Source organism: Candidatus Neptunochlamydia vexilliferae, from assembly GCF_015356785.1.
Lineage (GTDB): Bacteria > Chlamydiota > Chlamydiia > Chlamydiales > Simkaniaceae > Neptunichlamydia > Neptunichlamydia vexilliferae.
Genome location: NZ_JAAEJV010000007.1, coordinates 41,285 through 60,590 on the forward strand (window position 1 = coordinate 41,285; position 19,306 = coordinate 60,590).

At 45.1% G+C, this 19,306-nt stretch carries 14 protein-coding genes and 3 rRNA genes; 9 read left to right on the top strand and 8 right to left on the bottom strand.

Features of this window, described 5'->3' with window-relative positions; translation table 11 throughout:
- Positions 1–47 precede the first annotated feature (47 nt).
- Both NEPTK9_RS02600 and NEPTK9_RS09820 read left to right on the top strand, forming a co-directional pair.
- Positions 48–272 carry a hypothetical protein gene (locus tag NEPTK9_RS02600; protein ID WP_194847274.1) on the top strand — a complete coding sequence of 75 codons (225 nt, stop codon included), beginning with the start codon at positions 48–50 and terminating at the stop codon, positions 270–272.
- A gap of 501 nt (positions 273–773) precedes the next feature.
- A complete protein-coding gene (locus NEPTK9_RS09820; RefSeq protein ID WP_267239221.1) occupies positions 774–905 on the top strand; it encodes a hypothetical protein in 132 nt (43 codons plus the stop codon).
- Here the strand turns inward: NEPTK9_RS09820 and NEPTK9_RS02605 are convergent.
- Positions 902–1,906 carry a hypothetical protein gene (locus NEPTK9_RS02605; protein WP_194847275.1) on the bottom strand — a complete coding sequence of 335 codons (1,005 nt, stop codon included), beginning with the start codon at positions 1,904–1,906 and terminating at the stop codon, positions 902–904. The genes NEPTK9_RS09820 and NEPTK9_RS02605 overlap by 4 nt on opposite strands.
- Positions 1,907–2,014: 108 nt before the next feature.
- Between NEPTK9_RS02605 and htpG the strand changes: the two genes are divergently transcribed.
- From htpG to NEPTK9_RS02630, 5 genes are all read left to right on the top strand, one after another.
- Positions 2,015–3,832: a molecular chaperone HtpG gene (gene htpG / locus NEPTK9_RS02610; RefSeq protein WP_194847276.1), complete on the top strand. Its 1,818-nt coding sequence runs from the start codon at positions 2,015–2,017 to the stop codon at positions 3,830–3,832.
- Between the two features lie 144 nt (positions 3,833–3,976).
- A complete protein-coding gene (locus tag NEPTK9_RS02615) occupies positions 3,977–4,423 on the top strand; it encodes an ATPase (RefSeq protein WP_194847277.1) in 447 nt (148 codons plus the stop codon).
- Entirely contained in the window at positions 4,420–4,596 is a 177-nt protein-coding gene (locus NEPTK9_RS02620; protein WP_194847278.1) for a hypothetical protein, read from the top strand. The genes NEPTK9_RS02615 and NEPTK9_RS02620 overlap by 4 nt, the downstream gene beginning before the upstream one ends.
- A 100-nt stretch (positions 4,597–4,696) precedes the next feature.
- On the top strand, positions 4,697–5,458 hold the full coding sequence (locus NEPTK9_RS02625; RefSeq protein WP_194847279.1) for a hypothetical protein: 762 nt from the start codon (positions 4,697–4,699) through the stop codon (positions 5,456–5,458).
- Positions 5,459–5,600: 142 nt separating this feature from the next.
- Positions 5,601–8,141 (top strand): coiled-coil domain-containing protein, encoded by a 2,541-nt coding sequence (locus NEPTK9_RS02630; RefSeq protein ID WP_194847280.1) that lies wholly within the window; start codon positions 5,601–5,603, stop codon positions 8,139–8,141.
- Here the strand turns inward: NEPTK9_RS02630 and yajC are convergent.
- The 3 genes from yajC to NEPTK9_RS02645 are packed head-to-tail and all read right to left on the bottom strand — an operon-like array spanning position 8,138 to position 10,260.
- The gene (yajC, locus tag NEPTK9_RS02635) at positions 8,138–8,512 is read right to left on the bottom strand and encodes a preprotein translocase subunit YajC (protein WP_194847281.1); all 375 of its coding nucleotides are present in this window, start codon (positions 8,510–8,512) and stop codon (positions 8,138–8,140) included. The two genes, NEPTK9_RS02630 and yajC, sit on opposite strands and share 4 nt — an antisense overlap.
- Positions 8,513–8,541: 29 nt before the next feature.
- Positions 8,542–9,900, bottom strand: coding sequence for a 23S rRNA (uracil(1939)-C(5))-methyltransferase RlmD (gene rlmD / locus NEPTK9_RS02640; protein ID WP_194847282.1), 1,359 nt, complete (start codon positions 9,898–9,900; stop codon positions 8,542–8,544).
- A 51-nt stretch (positions 9,901–9,951) separates the two neighbouring features.
- Positions 9,952–10,260, bottom strand: a complete 309-nt coding sequence (locus tag NEPTK9_RS02645) for a histone (RefSeq protein WP_194847283.1) — start codon at positions 10,258–10,260, stop codon at positions 9,952–9,954.
- 299 nt (positions 10,261–10,559) lie between these two features.
- Between NEPTK9_RS02645 and NEPTK9_RS02650 the strand changes: the two genes are divergently transcribed.
- The gene (locus tag NEPTK9_RS02650; RefSeq protein ID WP_194847284.1) at positions 10,560–11,924 is read left to right on the top strand and encodes an RNA-binding domain-containing protein; all 1,365 of its coding nucleotides are present in this window, start codon (positions 10,560–10,562) and stop codon (positions 11,922–11,924) included.
- Here the strand turns inward: NEPTK9_RS02650 and NEPTK9_RS02655 are convergent.
- Positions 11,913–12,746, bottom strand: coding sequence for an aminotransferase class IV (locus tag NEPTK9_RS02655; RefSeq protein ID WP_194847285.1), 834 nt, complete (start codon positions 12,744–12,746; stop codon positions 11,913–11,915). The two genes, NEPTK9_RS02650 and NEPTK9_RS02655, sit on opposite strands and share 12 nt — an antisense overlap.
- 49 nt (positions 12,747–12,795) lie before the next feature.
- On the opposite strand from NEPTK9_RS02655, the gene NEPTK9_RS02660 reads away from it, so the two are divergent.
- A complete protein-coding gene (locus NEPTK9_RS02660; RefSeq protein ID WP_194847286.1) occupies positions 12,796–12,993 on the top strand; it encodes a hypothetical protein in 198 nt (65 codons plus the stop codon).
- Positions 12,994–13,113: 120 nt separating this feature from the next.
- Here the strand turns inward: NEPTK9_RS02660 and rrf are convergent.
- The 3 genes from rrf to NEPTK9_RS02675 form a co-directional block, all read right to left on the bottom strand.
- Positions 13,114–13,228: ribosomal RNA gene (gene rrf, locus NEPTK9_RS02665) — 5S ribosomal RNA — on the bottom strand.
- A 96-nt stretch (positions 13,229–13,324) separates the two neighbouring features.
- Positions 13,325–16,931: ribosomal RNA gene (locus NEPTK9_RS02670) — 23S ribosomal RNA — on the bottom strand.
- Positions 16,932–17,250: 319 nt separating this feature from the next.
- Positions 17,251–18,794: ribosomal RNA gene (locus tag NEPTK9_RS02675) — 16S ribosomal RNA — on the bottom strand.
- Together the 16S, 23S and 5S rRNA genes form the textbook arrangement of a ribosomal RNA operon.
- Between the last annotated feature and the right edge of the window lie 512 nt (positions 18,795–19,306).

The window sequence follows — 19,306 nt, forward strand, 5'->3', positions numbered from 1 at the left end:
GGGCGGATTACCCAAGATATGGTGATTAAAGAGCTCCCTCTTACTGAATGCAAAAAATTTTGGGATGGAGAAAAAATCGAGTTGCCCCCTATGAAGTTTTCAAGACCCTTGCCGTAACCGGAGGGGTTCCCCGCTACCTAGAAGAGGTCATTCCCTCCCAGTCCGCAGAAGAAAACCTCCATCAACTATGCTTTAATTCAACGAGTTTGAGCGAATTTTCAATGATCTTTTTTCCAAACGGAGCAAGATCATCTTCCGTCTGGCAGAAGTAAGAGCAACACTGAATGATCTTTACAAAACATTAAACGTTCAACCCAGCGGCATCTGCGCTGACTACATGAATGATCTTATTGCTGCAGGGTTTGTCTCAAGAAATTATACCTGAAATATTAGCTCTAACCTCAGCTACTACCGGCTCAGCGATAACTATCTCCATTTCTATCTCAAGATGATCTATCCCCATAAGGAAAACATTTTGGATGGAACCTTCCAAAACCGGAGCATTACAACCCTACCTGGATGGAGCTCATTGATGGGATTTCAGTTTGAAAACCTTGTCCTAAACAACTTCATTCCCCTCTGTAAATCGCTTCACATCCCCTTAGAAGACATCCAAAAAAAAAGGGCGTTTCTTCCAACGAAAAACCCAAGATCAGCAAGGGTGTCAAATCGACCTTCTGATCCAAACCCACGACCAAACGCTTTATCTCTGCGAAATTAAGTTTTCCAAAAATCCCCTTCCCCACACGATCATCCAAGAGCTCGAAGAAAAAATGAACCGGTTTCGCCTCCCTAAGGGGTACTCGATTAAGCCCATCCACGTCAACGGCCTCGCCGAGTCCCTAGAAGAAAGCCCCTTTTTTGCCCACGCCGTGAGCTTCAGCAAGCTTCTCGAAGAAAACTAAATGATCGGAATTTGACGCGGAGCAAGCGGGGTTATTGTCTGTCCCTTTTGGTCAGTGTAATCGGTGATAAAGTTCAGGTAGCCTTTTTTTTGCGCAACAGCAACTATAGTCAATGCTAAAAAACCAACGCCAAGATAATATGTTTTATGAGAGGTTTCTAAATTTGGAAGCTGTATCTCTTCTTCAACGCGAACAAGAAAAGTATTAATTTGCTTGGGATTATCCTTAGGAGGAAAAAGCTTCAAAAGCCCCTCTGCTATTTCATTGCGCTTAGAAGAGCATAAAACAAATGCATTTTTGGACTTTGGATTTATTTCGCTATTTCCATGAGAATCGAAAAGCCCATACCTAAAAGAGTTTTCATGCCTAAACACCACAAGTGATGATGTTTTACCTTCATTAGTGATCACAACACCAAAGGAACCTACCTGAGTGGCCACTTGTTCTAAACTCGCAAGGAAGTTTTTAAAGTGTTCTAAAGCACTTCCTTTTTGACCTGGGAGCATCTTATACTTTTCCATTTCAGGCCATATCTTGGAGTCCAGCTGGGTCAATCCTAAAATTGCTTCACTATCAGGGCTTTCCCACAGCATTTTAACATCTTTATTTGCTTTTCGAACCTCTTGACCAACTTCATAAATTGCAAGCCCTCGATCAACAATTTGGTTAACCACCTCAGAAGACATACCCCCGAGTCCTTTCTTAAAAACCGTTAAAAGAAAAATTTGGGCGCAAAAAGTGCAAGCATTAGAGCCTCCATTTTTGAACTGATTAAAACCTCCAAAAATGACCCGTTTTTCTTCTGATAAATCAAGGGGTGGTCTTATATCTACAAAAGCCCTTACTAAAGTTTTACATGCAGTGTCATCCTTTTTCTCTAAGGCTTCTTGCATAAGAGCTGCCCACCCTTTCACCCCTATAGAGGTCTGTAAAGTATCAGGCTGAAAACACATACAACGGTTAAGAAGAGGCTGCGCATTAGACGAAGAAGATGTTGCCATAAGAAATTTCTCCTAATATTTGCCTTACATCTTACTAGAGGCGAGAATAAAAGTCTTGCATTTGAGTGATTTTCTTTATAAAATGGATCTCTAAACAAAGGAGAACGTATGAGTCAAGGCACCCTAAAGATCCACAGTGAAAATATTCTTCCCATTATCAAGAAATGGTTATACACCGATCGGGACATTTTCCTCCGCGAGCTGATTTCCAATGCATGCGACGCGATGAGTAAACTCAAAATTTTACGTGACCAAGGGAAAGCAGACTTTAAAGATGAAGAGCTTCGGATCGACATCACCCTCGACACAGAAAAAAAGACCCTGCAGATTTCTGATACCGGCCTGGGGATGACAGGCAAAGAGGTTGAAAAGTATATCGCCCAGCTCGCCTTTTCAGGGGCCGAAGAATTTGTCAAAAAATACCAAGACAAAGGCGCCGATGAGATCATTGGCCATTTTGGACTCGGGTTTTACTCCTCCTTCATGGTAAGCGACACCGTCGAAATCGACACCCACTCCTACCAGAAAAACACCAAAGCTGCCCTCTGGTCATGCGATGGTTCTCCCAACTACACTCTCGATGCCGGAACCCGCGAAGAACGGGGGACCACCATCACCCTTCATATCAACAAAGAGTCGGAAGAGTTCCTCGAAGAAGCGCGGATCCGGGAGATGCTTCTCAAACATTGCCGCTTCCTCCCCTATCCGATCCATCTTAATGGAACCCACATCAACGACAAAGAGCCCCTTTGGACCAAGCCCGCCTCCGAGTGCACCGACAAAGAGTACATCGACTTCTACCACACCCTCTATCCCCTTGAGCCCGATCCCATTTTCTGGATCCACCTCAACGTCGACTATCCCTTCCACCTTCAAGGGATCCTCTATTTCCCCAAAATTGGGAAGCGGATCGACCCCAACCAACCCACTCTCCAGCTCTACTGCAACCGGGTCTTTGTCTCTGACAACTGCAAAGACCTCATCCCCGACTTCCTCACCGTCCTCCGCGGCGTCATCGACAGTCCCGACATTCCCCTCAACGTTTCCCGCTCTAACCTCCAAATGGACCGGACCGTCCGGCAGCTCGCCAGCCACATCTCCAAAAAAGTATCCGACAAGCTCACCGCAGAGCTCCAGTCCAACCGGGAGAGCTTTATCGAAAAGTGGCCCGACATCGAAATGGTCCTGAAGCTTGGCATCCTCCAAGATGACAAGTTCTACGACCGCGTCAAAAACTGCCTCATCTGGAAAACCTCAGAAGAGACCTGGACCACCCTCGACGAATACATGGAGCGCCACCCCGAAAAAAAAATCTACTACCACCACGATGAGAAACAGGTGACCCACTTCTTCGACATGTACAAAGAAAAAGGGATCGAAATTCTCTTTGCCCCGTCCCACCTTGATACCCCTCTCATGACCTTCCTCGAAGGAAAACACACCGGTGCCACCTTCCAAAGACTCGACGGAGCCATCGATGAGCTCATCCTCGATAAAGACAAAGAAAAAACAGTCCTCGACTCCGACGGAAAAACCGAAGCGGTCAAAATCGCTGACTACTTCCGCACTAAGCTGCCCCAAGAAGGCCTCGAAGTCGAAGCCAAAAGCCTTTCCAGCAGTACCGTCCCCGCCTTCATCATGCTTTCCGAAAAAGAGCGCCGCATGCGGGACTACTTTGCCCTATCCGGGCAAGCGCTTCCCAACATCGGCAACAAACAAACCTTCGTCATCAACACCAACAGTCCCCTCATCCAATCCCTCCCCAAACTCGAGACCAAAAACCCCGACCTTGCCACCTCCCTCGTCAAACAGCTCTACGAACTCTCCCTTCTCTCCCAACGAGAACTCCCCGCCGAAGACTTCTCCCCCTTCCTCAAGCGCTCCAGCGAGCTCCTTGAAGAGCTCGCCACCGCTCTTGCCACATAGGAGTTTCCTATGAGCAAAAAAGTCCTCATGCTTGCGGGACCTAATGGCTAAGGGAAAAGCACTTTAACGCTGGGGCTTATTGCCGATGCCCCCCTTGTTGACGCATTTATTGACGTTGACGCAATTGCAAAGGGGCTTGCCCCTTTGCATCCAGAAAGTGTTGCCTTAGCGGCCAGTAAGCTCATGATTACCCGTTTAAAAGAGCTCCTAAACATTGGAAAAAGCTTTGCTTTTGAAACAACAGGGGCCGGAACAAACTACATTAAACACCTAGAGCAAGCAAAATCTCAAGGATACGAAGTCCACCTCGCCTTCTTATGGCTTGCAAGCCCTAAACAGGCCATTGACCGTGTTACACAAAGAGTGAAGCAAGGAGGACACCATATCGAAAAAGAAACCATTGTTCGACGCTACTTCGCTGGGCTCAAAAACCTTCTAAAACACTATCTTCCCCTCGTTGATTCTGCCCTTATTATGGATAACTCTTCAGAGGAACTTCCCAAAAAAATAATCGCAAAAAAAGAAACCAATACTTCTATAGAAATTCTTGATCCAGTAACTTGGAAAAAAATTGAGGAGGCTGCTCAATGAGTAATGAAATGCACGATTGGATCTTAAGGGCCCATGAAAAAAGCTTCCAAAGAGCCTTCGAAACAGCAGTGCGCACCAAAACAGCTCTTGTCTTCTTCAAAGATGGGGAAGTGGTCAAAGTCTACCCCCCTTATCGCTACGAGCTTGTTCCCGAAGAGCCCAAAGAAAAATAATATATAAATTATTTTAATCCCTCTTTTTATTTAACTAAAATCAATTTTTAGTTATAATAGTTGTATCATTTATAATAGTTGTAAAAGAAGAGGGAAATTCATGTCAGCAACAACTTTAGCCGCTTATGGCGTCCCAGATGCCGTTATTACTGCTCTTGGGCCAGGAGGCTCTGAAGGTGAGCTTATAAGATCGCTTAATATTGAAAATGAATCACTTAAATCGACCCATAAGTCTAACGAAGCGGCTTTAAACACTCTAACTATCCAATATGGGAAAGCAAAGCATAGGCTCCTTAAGGTTCAAGAAACCCTTCGAGAGCTCCCGCTTGAGGCTCAAAAGCTAAAAGCCCGAATCGAGACCCTTAGACGGGAACTAAACCTTCCTGCCATCGCTATTAAAATCATCCCTTTTAGACCTACTAACCCAGAAAGAACGCCCCTTTCTACAGAAAAACGTCCAATTTCTCTCTGCAAAACCGAGCTATTTCCAGTGATTACCAAAGCCCTCAGGAAAAAGGGGTTGATCCCTGCTGGCACCCTTGCAGAAGAGCTTATCCTACCTCTTCTCCGAGAAAATCTAGAGCTTCGAAAAGAAACTCCCACAGACAGGATTCTTAAAAAAGTTAAATCATTAAAAATCAATACATTAAGAGATCTTCAGATTGCCGAAGAAGATCTTGAAAAAGCGGCTCCCCTTGCACGCCAGGTCGAGCTCCTTAAAACCCAAGTCACTAAGCTAGAGGAAAGAAAGATCTGTAGTTTAGAGATCTCCCCTTCCAAGCCATCCTTCACAAGCTTCTCTCCAAGCAAAGCTTCTATTGCTCCAGCCCACCTAATCGACTGGTTTCCAGAGTATTGGTGATTAAAATAATCAATTAACACCCCATCTCATTAAACACAAATAACTTACAACTTACTCGCTCTGTAATTCATAGATATTTAATTACAAATATGCTATAATATAGGAATAAGGGTAATAAAAACATTAAAATAGCTGAGTTAAAATGGGTGTAATTCAAGAGGCAGATATTTATCTTGGGAACAAGTCCGTGGGGCTTTCGAAGTATAGTGATATCCACAGGGGTTATGCTAAGGTAGAGGACCAACGTAATTTTTATATTGGGGACCATGTTGCTGCACTTCTCGCTGATCCTACCTTCAGACGCTCTGCTGAAACCACCCTAGGTAAATCCTATACGCTTATCCAGATCGAAGTCACTGCAAATAATGAAGTCCGTGTCAGTGAATCTGGCAAGAAAGGGACATGGAAAAAAGTCCATTATGGACATGGCTTACGCCAGGATGTCCAAGCAATTGCTGATAAAACCCAGCGCGCTTACAACACAATTTCAAGACTGCTGCCCGTCAACAACCCATCCTTCCCTTCAATATCAAAGCGAACGACTACTCATCTGGATAAAGAACTCGCCACATATACACAGGAAATAAAAGAACTAGAACAGAATCTCCAAGATAAAAACCGGGCTGCTTTTAAACGAATAAAGGAGCTTAACCAACAAATCACCGCTGCTTCTCAAAACCCTGACATCTCCAATCTTGAATCCCAGCTCAAGGATGCTAAATCTGCATCTTCTGCTAAAATAGCTCAGCTTAATCTACAGCTCGAAAACCAAAAAAAAGAGGCGACTCTTCAGATTAAAGATCTTGAGCAAAAAATCGCAGCAGCTTCTAAAACTGACAACATCGAAGCGCTCCAAAAGAAATTACAACAAGTAACGACTGCTGCATCTGAGAAAATAGAACAGCTCAAAAAAGAAATCACCGCTGCTTCTCAAAACCCTGACATCTCCAATCTTGAATCCCAGCTCGAGGATGCTAAATCTGCATCTTCTGCTAAAATAGCTCAGCTTAATCTACAGCTCGAAAAACAACAAAAAGAGGCGACTCTTCAGATTAAAGATCTTGAGCAAAAAATCGCAGCAGCTTCTAAAACTGACAACATCGAAGCGCTCCAAAAGAAATTACAACAAGTAACGACTGCTGCATCTGAGAAAATAGAACAGCTCAAAAAAAAGATCAACGCTGCTTCTCAAAACTCTGACATCTCCGATCTTGAATCCCAGCTTGAGAAGGCTAATTCTGCTTCTTCTGATAAAATAGCTCAGCTTAATCTACAGCTCGAAAAACAACAAAAAAATGCGGATCTTCAGATTAAAGCTCTTAAGGAAGAAATCGCAGCAGCTTCTAAAGGCGATGAAATCTCCGCTCTTGAATCCCAGCTCGAGGATGCTAAATCTGCATCTTCTGCTAAAATAGCTCAACTTAAGCTACAGCTCGAAAAACAACAAAAAGAGGCGACTCTTCAGATTAAAGATCTTGAGCAAAAAATCGCAGCAGCTTCTAAAACTGACAACATCGAAGCGCTTAATCAGCAATTACAACAAGTAACGACTGCTGCATCTGAGAAAATAGAACAGCTCAAAAAAGAAATCGTCGAGGCTTCTAAAGACTCTGTCATCTCTGATCTTGAATCCCAGCTTAACAATGCTAAAGAAGCTCACTCTTCAGAAGTCTCCGATCTTCAATCTCAAATAGAAAGGCTTCAAGCAAAGCTTGCCGAGATAAAAAAAGAAAATGCTTCGTCTCAAGGTCTTTTTGAAACAATTATTAGTCCAGGTCAGCCAACTAGAGAGGATCTTGAAAGGGGGGCGATACTTAGTAATTCAGTCGCAAAAGATTCATGGGCAGTACTAGAAGACGAATATGAACGTAAAATAGCCAATCTTGAAGAAGAACTTGGAGCGCTTTTAAAAAAATATGAGGCCCTAGATAAGTTTAAAAATGCACTTCAACAAGAGCAGGATAAATATAAACAAAGTTCTAAGCAAGCAAATCAAGAGCTTGAGTCCCTAAAAAATCAATTACAAGAGAAAGACCTTGAAAAATCAGAAGAAATTAAACAGCTTGAAAATCAAATTAACTCACTCACGAGTCATAGAGATGATCTTATAAAACAGCGTAGTCGGCGAATTGATGAAAACCTGACACTTAAACAACAACAAAACTCCTTAACAACTCAATGCATTAACCAAAAAAAGCGAATTGATCAGCTCACAAGCGATGTTAACAATCTTACCTACAGTGATTCAAAGGGATTTGAGGTTCGAAACGAACTAACAAAAAAAGTTAAAACACTGACTAAAGCTTTTAAAGAAGAAAAAGAGCACTCACAACTAAAGGACCCCATTATTAACCAAGAAGAAACGCGTGGCGATAGATATCTTAGCAGAGCAACACAACTAGAAAACCAACTCCAAGAACTTAAAAAGGATCTTAAAGAAGCTGAAAAAGAGCGTGATATCTACCAAAAAAATGCCCAAGAAGGCAAAAAATATAAGGAAAAAGCTACAAAAGCTATAGAGCAATTCCACCTTCTAGCAAGAATAGTTGGAGAGACAGTTCCTCTACCTAAAGACCGTACCCTAAAAGGTTTTGATCGAGTTGAAACTTGGATTACCAACATAGGCACCTATATTAGAGGACTGGAAAAAGAAACTGTAAATAGCTTGAAAACGAGGCCTTAAGCGCCGTTCGTCTGAGTCTCTTCAGTCGTTTCATTTCCTGGCTGCACGTTAGAGATCGCTTGCTTGAGCACTTCGATCTTGGAGCCATCAACCATTTTTAGGATCACAGTCTCTTTTTCAACACGGACAAGGGTCCCAACGATCCCCATGGCGGTGATCCGGTCTCCTTTGCTCATGCTGTCTCGCTGTTGCTGCATCTTCTTCCGTCTTTTTTGCTCGGGTCTCCACAGGATCATGTAGAAAAAGAGAAGGGCTATCCCGATCATCATGAAGGTTTGCATCATGCTTTGTTGACGGGCTGGGGCTCCTTCTTCTGCAAATAGTGTTGCGGAAAGAGCTAAGGGGGCTAAAAGATAAAGGGCTTTTTTCATAAGGCGTCCTGGTTAAATGTTTTTCCCTATTATAACGGATGACGCTCTAGAAATGCAATGTTTTCTATGTGAGGGGTGTGGGGGAACTGATCGACTGGCTGGAGCGTTTTAAGGGTGTATCCTTGGGCAAGAAGGGTAGAAATATTTTCACTTTGGGTGGTGGGATTGCAGGAGATGTAGAGAATTTTTTGGGGAGCAAGGCGGAGGAGATGGGTGAGCGCGGTGGGAGTAAGGCCGGAGCGGGGAGGGTCTATGATGGCAAGGTTGGGAGGTGCGAGCACTTCGGAGAGATAGGCTCCGACGTCTCCTTTGTGAACAGTGATATTGGTGAGGTTGTTGGCAGCAATGTTGAGCTCGGCATCGCAGACGGCGTAGGGGCTAAGCTCGATGCCGACCACTTTTTTGACGTAAGGGGCAAAGACAATCCCCAGGGTGGCGGTGCCGCAGTAGAGGTCGAGGACGATGTCGGTAGGTTTAGGAGCGGCGATTTCTAAAGCGCGGGTGAAGAGCTTTTCGGCTTGGACGGGGTTGGGCTGGAAGAAGGAGTCGGGACTGATGGAAAAGTTGAGGGCTTTTTCTTTGACATGGAGGGTTTCGTGGATGAGGTCGGGGCCCCCAAGGTGCATCTCGTAAAACTCGGAGGGTTTTCCTTTGGCGATCCGGTGGATCCGAAGGAAGAGGCTGGGGTTTTCATGGGGAAGGGTTTTTTGGACGGCCTCTTTAAAGGAGTCGAGGGCGGTTTTATGGATGCAGTAGTCATGGTTGCCGGAGATGGTGAGGATGACCATTTTCTCCCCGGTGCTCTTCCCTTCACGGAGGGTGAGAGTGCGGAGGGTACCGGTGTCGGTATAGGCGTGGTAGGCTTTGAGATTTGTCCCTTCCCACCAGGTGCGGACTGCTTTGAGAACGTCGATAAACCAAGGGTTTGTGAGGTGACACTCTTCAAGGTTAAGGACACGTCCTTTCGAGCGGGCGATGATGAGGCCGAGGTAGCGCTCTCCTTCTTTATTTTGAGAGAAGGTGAACTCCATTTTGTTGCGGTAGTGCCAGGGCTCGTCGCAAGGGGTGATGGGAAGGGGCTCTTGCTTGAAGAGGGCAGCGACGTGGGTTTGCTTGGTGGCGAGCTGGGCGGGGTAGCTTTTCTGTTGCCAGGTACAGCCTCCGCAGCTGCCGACGTGTTGACAGAGGGGAGGAACCCGATCAGCAGAAGGGTTTAGGATCTTGAGGAGGGTAGAGGTAAAGGTCCTCTTTTTCTTTTTGCCAAGCTCAACCAAGAGGGTGTCTCCGATGACGGAGCCGACCACTTCGACTTGGGCCGAGCGCCCTTCAAGGGTTCCGAGGCCGTGGCCCCGTTTAGAGTATTTGATAATTTTTGTTTGAGACTCCATAATTCCTCACCTTGTATAGGTGAGGAATCATAGAGATAATAGGGAGAAGTGTCAACGCCGTTTGCGTCTTTTTGTGGCTACTTTTTTCTTACGTGTCGTTTTTCTTTTAGGAGCGGCTCTTTTTTTGGTCGCTTTTTTGCGGGTCGTTTTCTTCGCTTTTTTCCGCTTTTTAGTGCCCCCTTTTTTTTCAGCGGAGACCGACTCTTTGCGGTACTGTTTGGCCAGTCTTGCAAACTGAATGGTTCCGGTGCGGACCCGCTGAGATGCTGCTTTATTTCCCTTTTCTGATGCCTTTCTAAGATCCATTGCTAGATCCATCAGCATCCCTTCCATTTTCCGAATTGTGTCTTTTAATGCCATGTAGTCAAAACCTCCAAAAAGTTTGTGTTTGAGTTTAAGGGATGCATCCCCTAAACGCGTACGTTCTGACTTTTTCCATAAAAAAAAGTTTAGATATTAAGCAACGTTTTTTTTGTTTCTTTTGAAATTTTGTTTTCGTTCAGGAGAGTAGTGTATCTTTTTCAAATGGCAAAACTTAGTCGTTTTTTCTTATAACTCACGCAATCCAGAGTGAGTCATATGAGCCATAAACAATCGAATATTTGACTCATATGACTCATTTTTGTAAAATGAGTCATAGATAAATTAAAGGACTTATCATGAAATACCTTGGAAATGAATCTTCAACCTTAGAGTTCAAAAAAACAGTCCCAGAAAATGATCAAATTATTAAAACCATCATTGGTTTTTGCAACCAAAGTGGTGGAAAACTTGTCATCGGAGTCGATCGTGATGGGACAGTCGTAGGAATTCCCGAAGAGAAAGTTCAGGAAATGATGGAGTATGTCAATAAAAGTATTTTTGAAGCCTCATCTCCCCCTATCATTCCAGCTGTTTACTCACAAAGAGTTGGGGATAAGTCCATTCTTATTATTGAAGTTTCTTCAGGAATGAATAAACCCTACTATAGAAAATCAAAGGGACTTGAAAAAGGGACTTACGTCAGGTTAAGCCGTTCAACTGTTAAAGCAACTGCAGACATGATTGAAGAACTAAAATGGAAATCTAGAGGACGTTCTTTTGATATGATGCCCGTCTACCATGGAAAAAATGAAGACTTAGACAGAGCAAAAATACTCGAATTTCTTTCCTCAAGAAAAGCTTCGAAGGTTAAAACAATCTCAAGAACAATTTTATCCTCTTATAACCTTGTTGTAGAAGAGCACTCTTCAAACTACCCAACTATAGGAGGCGTTTTGCTATTTGGAAAAAACACGCAAAAATTTTTCTCCGAAGCAATGATTCTATGCACCCACTTTGATGGGGTAAGTGGGCGAAAAGCAATAAGCAGCGTGGACTGCACCGGAACCCTTTTTGAGCAGTTTGATATGGCTTATAACTTTATTATCGGAAGGCTCGGACGCTCTTTCTCAATTGATGGTCCAAAAAGAAAGGAAGAACTAGAAATCCCCGAAACAGCTCTTAGAGAAGTCTTGATCAACGCTATTGTTCACCGTAACTATCATATTAACGCACCTACGAAAGTGGCTATTTATGACAATCGGATTGAGGTCTTTAGTCCTGGGGTTTTCCCGGGTCCTTTAGATGCCAATAACCTTAAAATGGGGATTACTTATATCCGCAATAAAGTCATCTGCAAAATTTTTCGAGAAGCGGGTTATATTGAAAAGTTAGGGTCGGGCTTCATTGCTCTATTTGAAAGCTATGAGGAGAAAAAGCTTCATCCGCCAGAGGTTATCGAAGGCGAGAATTTTATTAAGTGTATCTTACCTAGACCTTCCTTCTCATCCAAGCCCCATCAAGGAAGTAGTGAGTCACAAAAAATCCTCGCTCTATTTGAAATGAGCGATGAACTAACAATCTCAGATGTGATGAAGCTGCTTAATCTTTCTCGGCCAACAGCAGGAAGAAGGCTTGCAGAGCTTACCGAAAAAGGACTTCTGGAAAAAGTTGGGAAAAATAAGGCAACTCGCTACCGCAAGCAAAAAAAGTCAAACCTCTGACCAATTAAGCAACGTTTTTTTTGCTTCTTTTGAAAAAGTTTTCATAACGTTGCGGATCGTGGAAGGAACCGTTCCTTTATTGATCAAAAGATCGTCGATTTGAATCACCGGCATGACCTCTTTATTGCTCGAGGTTAAAAAGGCTCCTTCGAAGGTGGGAGTTTCCTCTTTGTGAATGTCTCTTTCCTCTACGGGAAAAAGGTCAAGAATCACCTCTCGGGTAATCCCTTTTAAGATCCCCTCTTTGGGGGTGATGAGCTTTCCCCCTTTAAGGGCAAAAAAGTTGGCAATTCCCGTTTCTAAAAGAAGCTCCTTCTCATTATAGAAGAGGACGTCAACCGCTCCTTGGGCCTGCGCTTTTTGCATCCCCATAATGGCAGGAAGGTATTGGATGCTTTTTGCTGTAGGGAACGGACGCTGGTAACACTCGGTGATGACCTTAATCCCCTCATCAAAGTAGCGCTCTGGAAAAGGGGTAAAGGAATAGGCTACTGCAAAAAAGGTGGGAGGCCCTTTTGGGAGGAACTGATCCTCTGAGATTCCTCCTGTAAGAACAAGCTTGATACTTGTTTCTTCGAAGTGGGTCTTTGCGATAAGCTCTTCAACAATGGCTTCCATTTCTTGAACCGTTTTGGGAACGGTAAGCCCCACCTCTCTTGCCGAGGCAATAAAGCGTTCTATATGGGCACGGAGATGGAAGGGATGCCCCCCATAGGTGCGGAGGTAATCCATCACCCCATAGCCCCGAAGAACACTCAGGTCAAGGGCCGAGATGTGGGCCTCTTCTTTTGTGACAAACTGATCGTTTAGATAAATAAGCATAACTATAGGTATAACAAAGTTAATGAATATACCCAAGTAAGTTCAAGAATTGGGAGTTTGCCAAAGCCAGCGCTCCAGATTTAGCTCCCTCGAAGCAGTCTCCTATCGAAGAGATAGGGGCGATGCAGAGGGAGTTAAAGATGGGGATGCTGGCGCAGGCAAAAACCAATTCTTGAACTTACTTGGGTATCAAATCATCGAGGATGATCTCGTTATCAACGAGTTCATCGGCATAGCTGTTATCTAGTAGTCCTTTAACTGTGATCATGGTCAGGTAAATATCTTTTCGGCGATAAAGGCTTATTTGTTCAAGGATTTTTAGACAAAAAAAAGACCCTCAGGATTTCTCCTGAGGGTCATGATGAAAACCTGGCAACGCCCTACTCTTCCGTACTCTAGTGCACAGTACCATCGGCGATGAAGAGCTTAACTGCTGAGTTCGGGATGGGATCAGGTGTGTCCTCTTCTCTATGGTCACCAGGATAAGACTAATCAAAGAGCCTGGGCTTAATGCCCAGATTGGCAAACTTACTTTAAACAACGCTTGAGATTACACTTTATCTTCCCGAAGGAAAAAAAAGATCAAGCCGATGGATGTATTAGTACTGGTTAGCTCAACACATTACTGTGCTTACACACCCAGCCTATCAACCCTGTCGTCTTCAGGTCATCTCATAGGGATACTTTATCTTGAAGGAGGCTTGGCGTTTAGATGCTTTCAACGCTTATCCTTTCCGAACTTAGCTACCCGGCTATGCTCTTGGCAGAACAACCGGAACACCATTGGTTCGTCCACTTCGGTCCTCTCGTACTAGAAGCAGCTCTTCTCAAGTATCCTGCGCCCACAGCAGATAGGGACCGAACTGTCTCACGACGTTCTGAACCCAGCTCGCGTACCGCTTTAATTGGCGAACAGCCAAACCCTTGGGACCTTCTTCAGCCCCAGGATGCGATGAGCCGACATCGAGGTGCCAAACCGCCACGTCGATATGAACTCTTGGTGGCGATAAGCCTGTTATCCCCGGAGTACCTTTTATCCGTTAAGCGACGGCGATTCCACTTTCCACCGCCGGATCACTAAACCCTACTTTCGTACCTGCTCGACTTGTTGGTCTCGCAGTCAACTTGTCTTATACTTTTACGCTCTATTCGTGATTGCCAACCACGATGAGACAAGCTTTGGACTCCTCCGTTACTTTTTAGGAGGAAACCGCCCCAGTCAAACTGCCCGTCTGACAATGTCCGAACCCCAGATTCATGGGGCTTCGTTAGATTTTCAACATGTCAAGGCCGGTATTTCAAGGATGACTCCACGAATCCTGACGAATCCGTTTCACCGTCTCCCGGCTATCCTACACATGACAAGTCAAAAGCCAATATCAGAGTACAGTAAAGGTTCACGGGGTCTTTCCGTCTAGCTGCGGGTAAACGGCATCTTCACCGCTACTACAATTTCACCGAGTCTCTCGTTGAGACAGTGCCCAGATCGTTACGCCATTCGTGCAGGTCGGAACTTACCCGACAAGGAATTTCGCTCGATTGGTCCCTTACTGTTTTCCAGTAGGGTCGGACTCTATCTTAGCTTGAGCGAGGCGATTCATCTGACTCTTTAGCTCTCGAATTTCTTCGATCCCCTCTGAGGTCAAATGGTCTCCTCTTCCAATTTTAAGCAGAATTTTTCTGAACTTTCTAAATTCTACCCCTTTCTTTGTTTTAAGCAGATGCTTTTCAAAGAACGGAATAATGGTTTTTGTTAAGTGCTCAATTCCTCTTACACGGTAAGCCATCCGGTCGCCATGATTCTTACGAACCACACCACAACCAAAGTAGCTTTTCAGTGCATGAAGAACTTGAACATCTCGTTTATGTTGGACAACGGTGAATTCAACAAGAACTTCCCTATTTCTGTTTATAGAAACATGAAAGGTTCCTGATCCATCAACAAATCCAACAATCCATTGTGCTTGTAAATCCATATTCAAACTCCAAACGTTTGGTCTCTGAGGATTTTAATCTCCTGAAATGAGCCTGCTTGGTTACATTTCCAAGTGTTCTCACTACTTTTCATCAATTAATCTTTCCTGCGGATCGCCTCCCTGTCCCATAAAATTGTTACTGCCACCTTTGTGTGACGAGTATCTATGGGCTTTTGAAGGGTTTCCCGCATATAGTTTGGTTTTACTAAGGCTAGCTATTAACCTTAGGACCGTTATAGTTACGGCCGCCATTCACCAGGGCTTAAATTCAATGCTTCGCCCCGAAGGGTTGACATCTCCTTTTGACCTTTTGGCATTGGGCAGGCATCACACCATATACTTCCTCTTAGACGAGTTTGCATAGTGCTGTGTTTTTGCTAAACAGTCGCCTGGGCCGATTCACTGCGACCCCCAAGCGCTTAACCGCGAAGGTATCACGCCCGAGGGCTCCTCTTCTCCCGAAGTTACGAGGACAATTTGCCGAGTTCCTTAACGAGAGTTCTCTCGCGCGCCTGAGAATATTCTTCCCACCTACCTGTGTCGGTTTTGGTACGGTCGCCATCAACGACTAGAGGTTATTTCTTGGAAGCATTGCGCTACACCATCGGTTCCTCCGAAGATTCCCCTTGTCTCCTACCTGGCATCACGTCAGCGGATTTACCTACTGACCAACCTCATAGAAAAACGGACATCCAATAGCCCGCGTGCTTAACTTACTCCGTCACCCCATTGTCATAGTTTTAGGCGGCGCAGGAATATTTAACCTGCTTTCCATCGCTTACGCTTTTCAGCCTCAGCTTAGGGACCGGCTAACCCAGGGAAGACGAGCTTTACCCTGGAAACCTTAGGTTTTCGGCGAGGGAGATTCTCACTCCCTTTATCGTATACTTATGCCATGCATCCTCACTAGTATGCGCTCCACTACTCCTTACGGTATAGCTTCATCGCACATACTACGCTCTCCTACCGCGTACCACTAATGTGGCACACCCGCGATTTCGGCTCTATGCTTAGTCCCGATCATTATCGGCGCAAAGTCTCTCGATTGGTGAGCTGTTACGCACTCTTTAAATGGTGGCTGCTTCTAAGCCAACATTCCAACTGTCTATGAAACTTCACATCCTTACTCACTTAGCATAGAATTAGGGGCCTTAATCGGCGATCTGGGCTGTTCCCCTTTCGACAATGAAGCTTATCCCCCACTGTCTATCTCCCAACTTAACTCATAGTATTCGGAGTTTGGTTTCCGTCGGTAGGCCGGTAGGCCCCCTTGGGAATCCAGTGCTCTACCCCCATGAGTCTTAAAAGTTGAGGCTAACCCTAAAGTTATTTCGGAGAGAACAAGATATCTCCAAGTTTGATTGGCCTTTCACCCCTATCCACAGCTCATCCAAATCTTTTTCAACAGATACTGGTTCGGACCTTCACTCGATGTTACTCGAGCTTCATCCTGGCCATGGATAGATCACTTGGTTTCGTGTCTACATCATACGACTCAAAACGCGCTATTCACGCTTGCTTTCACTTCGGCTCCGGAACGGATGTCCCTTAACCTAGCCGTATAACATAACTCGCTGGCTCATCATGCAAAAGGCACGCCATTAGCCCTTTTCCTCAAAGAGGAATATAGGCCTCTGACCGCTTGTAAGCTGCTGGTTTCAGATTCTATTTCACTCCCCTAACAGGGGTTCTTTTCACCTTTCCATCACTGTACTTGTGCACTATCGGTCATCGAGTAGTATTTAGCCTTGGAGAGTGGTCTCCCCAGATTCAGACCGGGTTTCACGTGTCCGGCCCTACTCAGGAACTAATCTCACTTAAGGTCTCCCTTTACACACGGGGCTTTCACCCTGTATCGCCCAACTTCCCAGATGGTTATGTTAGGTTTACTTAAGCTTTGTTGATTAGCCCTACAACCCCGAAAATAAATTTTCGGTTTGGGCTATTCCCACTTCGCTCGCCGCTACTACGGGAATCTCTTTTGATTTCTCTTCCTCTGCCTACTTAGATGTCTCAATTCAGCAGGTTTGCCTTCCTAGCCTATGTATTCAACTAGGAATAATGGAGGATTAACTCCACTGGGTTTCCCCATTCGGAAATCTCCGGTTCAATGCTTCTTTCCAGCTCCCCGGAGCTTATCGCAGGTATGCGCGTCCTTCATCGCCTCTCGATGCCAAGGCATCCACCAACAGCTCTTATTAGCTTGATCTAATAAAATGTATACTTGGATATTCTAAAATTAGAATATCTATTCTCAAACGCTGTTTAAAATCAGTTTTTTGTAGTACATCTGGTAGGTCACCAGATGTTACCGCAATTTTTACTATTATTTAATCAGCTTATCCGTATGCCTTGCGAAAGGCATACGTTCACGCAATCAAAAACATTAAATGCTTTTGATTAACTTGATTAGTCTTATCTACTTTCAAGAAAACTTCGCTATCTTAACAAGCGAAAATGAAGTGACAAAGTTGATTTGCCCAACCGTAGATTCGTAAAACCTCAAGGATTTTACTATCTTCGTCCATAAAGGAGGTGATCCAGCCGCACCTTCCGGTACGGCTACCTTGTTACGACTTCATCCCAGTCATCAGCCTCACCTTCGGCGCCTCTCCCCTTGCGGTTGAGTCAGCGACTTCGGGTAAAACCAACTTCCATGATGTGACGGGCGGTGTGTACAAGGCCCGGGAACGTATTCACGACGTTATTGCTGACACGTCATTACTAGCAATTCCAACTTCAAGAAGTCGAGTTGCAGACTTCTATCCGAACTGAGATCGGCTTTAGGGATTTGCTCCACCTTTCGGCTTCGCTGCCTTCTGTACCGACCATTGTAGCACGTGTGTAGCCCCAGACATAAAGGCCATGCGGACTTGACGTCATCCTCACCTTCCTCCTAGTTAACCTAGGCAGTCTCGTTAGAGTCCCCACCATAATATGCTGGCAACTAACGACAAGGGTTGCGCTCGTTGCGGGACTTAACCCAACACCTCACGGCACGAGCTGACGACAGCCATGCAGCACCTGTGTAAAGGCCCTTGCGGGAAACACTATCTCTAGTGCGATCCTAAACATGTCAAGCCTGGGTAAGGTTCTTCGCGTTGCATCGAATTAAACCACATGCTCCACTGCTTGTGCGGGCCCCCGTCAATTCTTTTGAGTTTCACCCTTGCGGGCGTACTCCCCAGGTGGCATACTTAACGCGTTAGCTACGGCACAGTCGGGGTTGAGTCCAACTACACCAAGTATGCATCGTTTACGGCAAGGACTACCAGGGTATCTAATCCTGTTTGCTCCCCTTGCTCTCGCGTCTCAGCGTCAGGAATAAACTAGAAAACCGCTTTCGCCACCGGTGTTCTTCCAAATATCTACGCATTCCACCGCTACACTTGGAATTCCGTTTTCTCCGTCTACCCTCAAGATTAGTAGTTTCAAATGCAGCTTCGAAGTTGAGCTTCGAAATTTCACATCTGACTGACTAACCCGCCTACACGCTCTTTACACCCAATAAATCCGATTAATGCTTGCACCCTCCGTATTACCGCAGCTGCTGGCACGGAGTTAGCCGGTGCTTCTTTACCAGGTACGCTCAAATCGAGCAATTATTAGTTGCTCTCTCTTGTTCCCTGGCGAAAGGACTTTACAACCCGAAGGCCTTCATCGTCCACACGGCGTCGCATCGTCAGGCTTTCGCCCATTGCGAATGATTCTCGACTGCAGCCTCCCGTAGGAGTCTGGGCAGTGTCTCAGTCCCAGTGTTGGCGGTCAACCTCTCAGTCCGCCTAGACGTCTTAGCCTTGGTGCGCTTTTACCACACCAACAAGCTGATATCCCATGAGCCGCTCTCTCTCCGTAAGGCCCCGAGGGTCCCCTACTTTGAAGATGCCGGGCTACCCCGGATCTCCTCATTCGGTATTAGCGGTCGTTTCCAACCGTTATCCCCAGGAAAGAGGTACGTTACTCATGTATTACTAACCCTTTCGCCACTAAGTAGCAAGCTACTTCGTTCGACTTGCATGCCTCATCCACGCCGTCAGCATTCAATCTGAACCAGGATCAAATTCTCGTTGAAAATTTAATCTTTATAACCTAACTCTCGTTAGGTGTTCATCGAATACTATATGTAAATATTGTGTTTCGATCTAAAGTTTGATAGGGGCATATCGAGATAAATCTCGACACGCTCAAATCTTAAGCTTTGTCACTTCAATTTCGCTGTCAAAATAGCATTTGAAGGCTCTTGGGCCTTCGTTTCGTTTCTTCCGCTTTTTCAGCGTTAGAAAGAATACACCAATATACGAAACGGTGATTTTTTACGCAAACGTTTTTCGCAATAAATTAATTTTTTATACCTTTTCCTCTATGAAGCCTGTCTCAAAAAATATGCTGAGAGTGCTTTGAGAGCGTTGACATCCTCCTCCCCCTAAAGGAAGAGGATTCCCAGGTTGTCTAAATACACCCTAGGAGCAGGCTCTTATCGCTAACCCCTGCTGGTTCCTGCTTCAATGTGAGATCTATAGACTCACTCCACAGGCTAAGACCCGATAGTCCTCGGGCTAAAATATTCATTGCTCCTACATGATC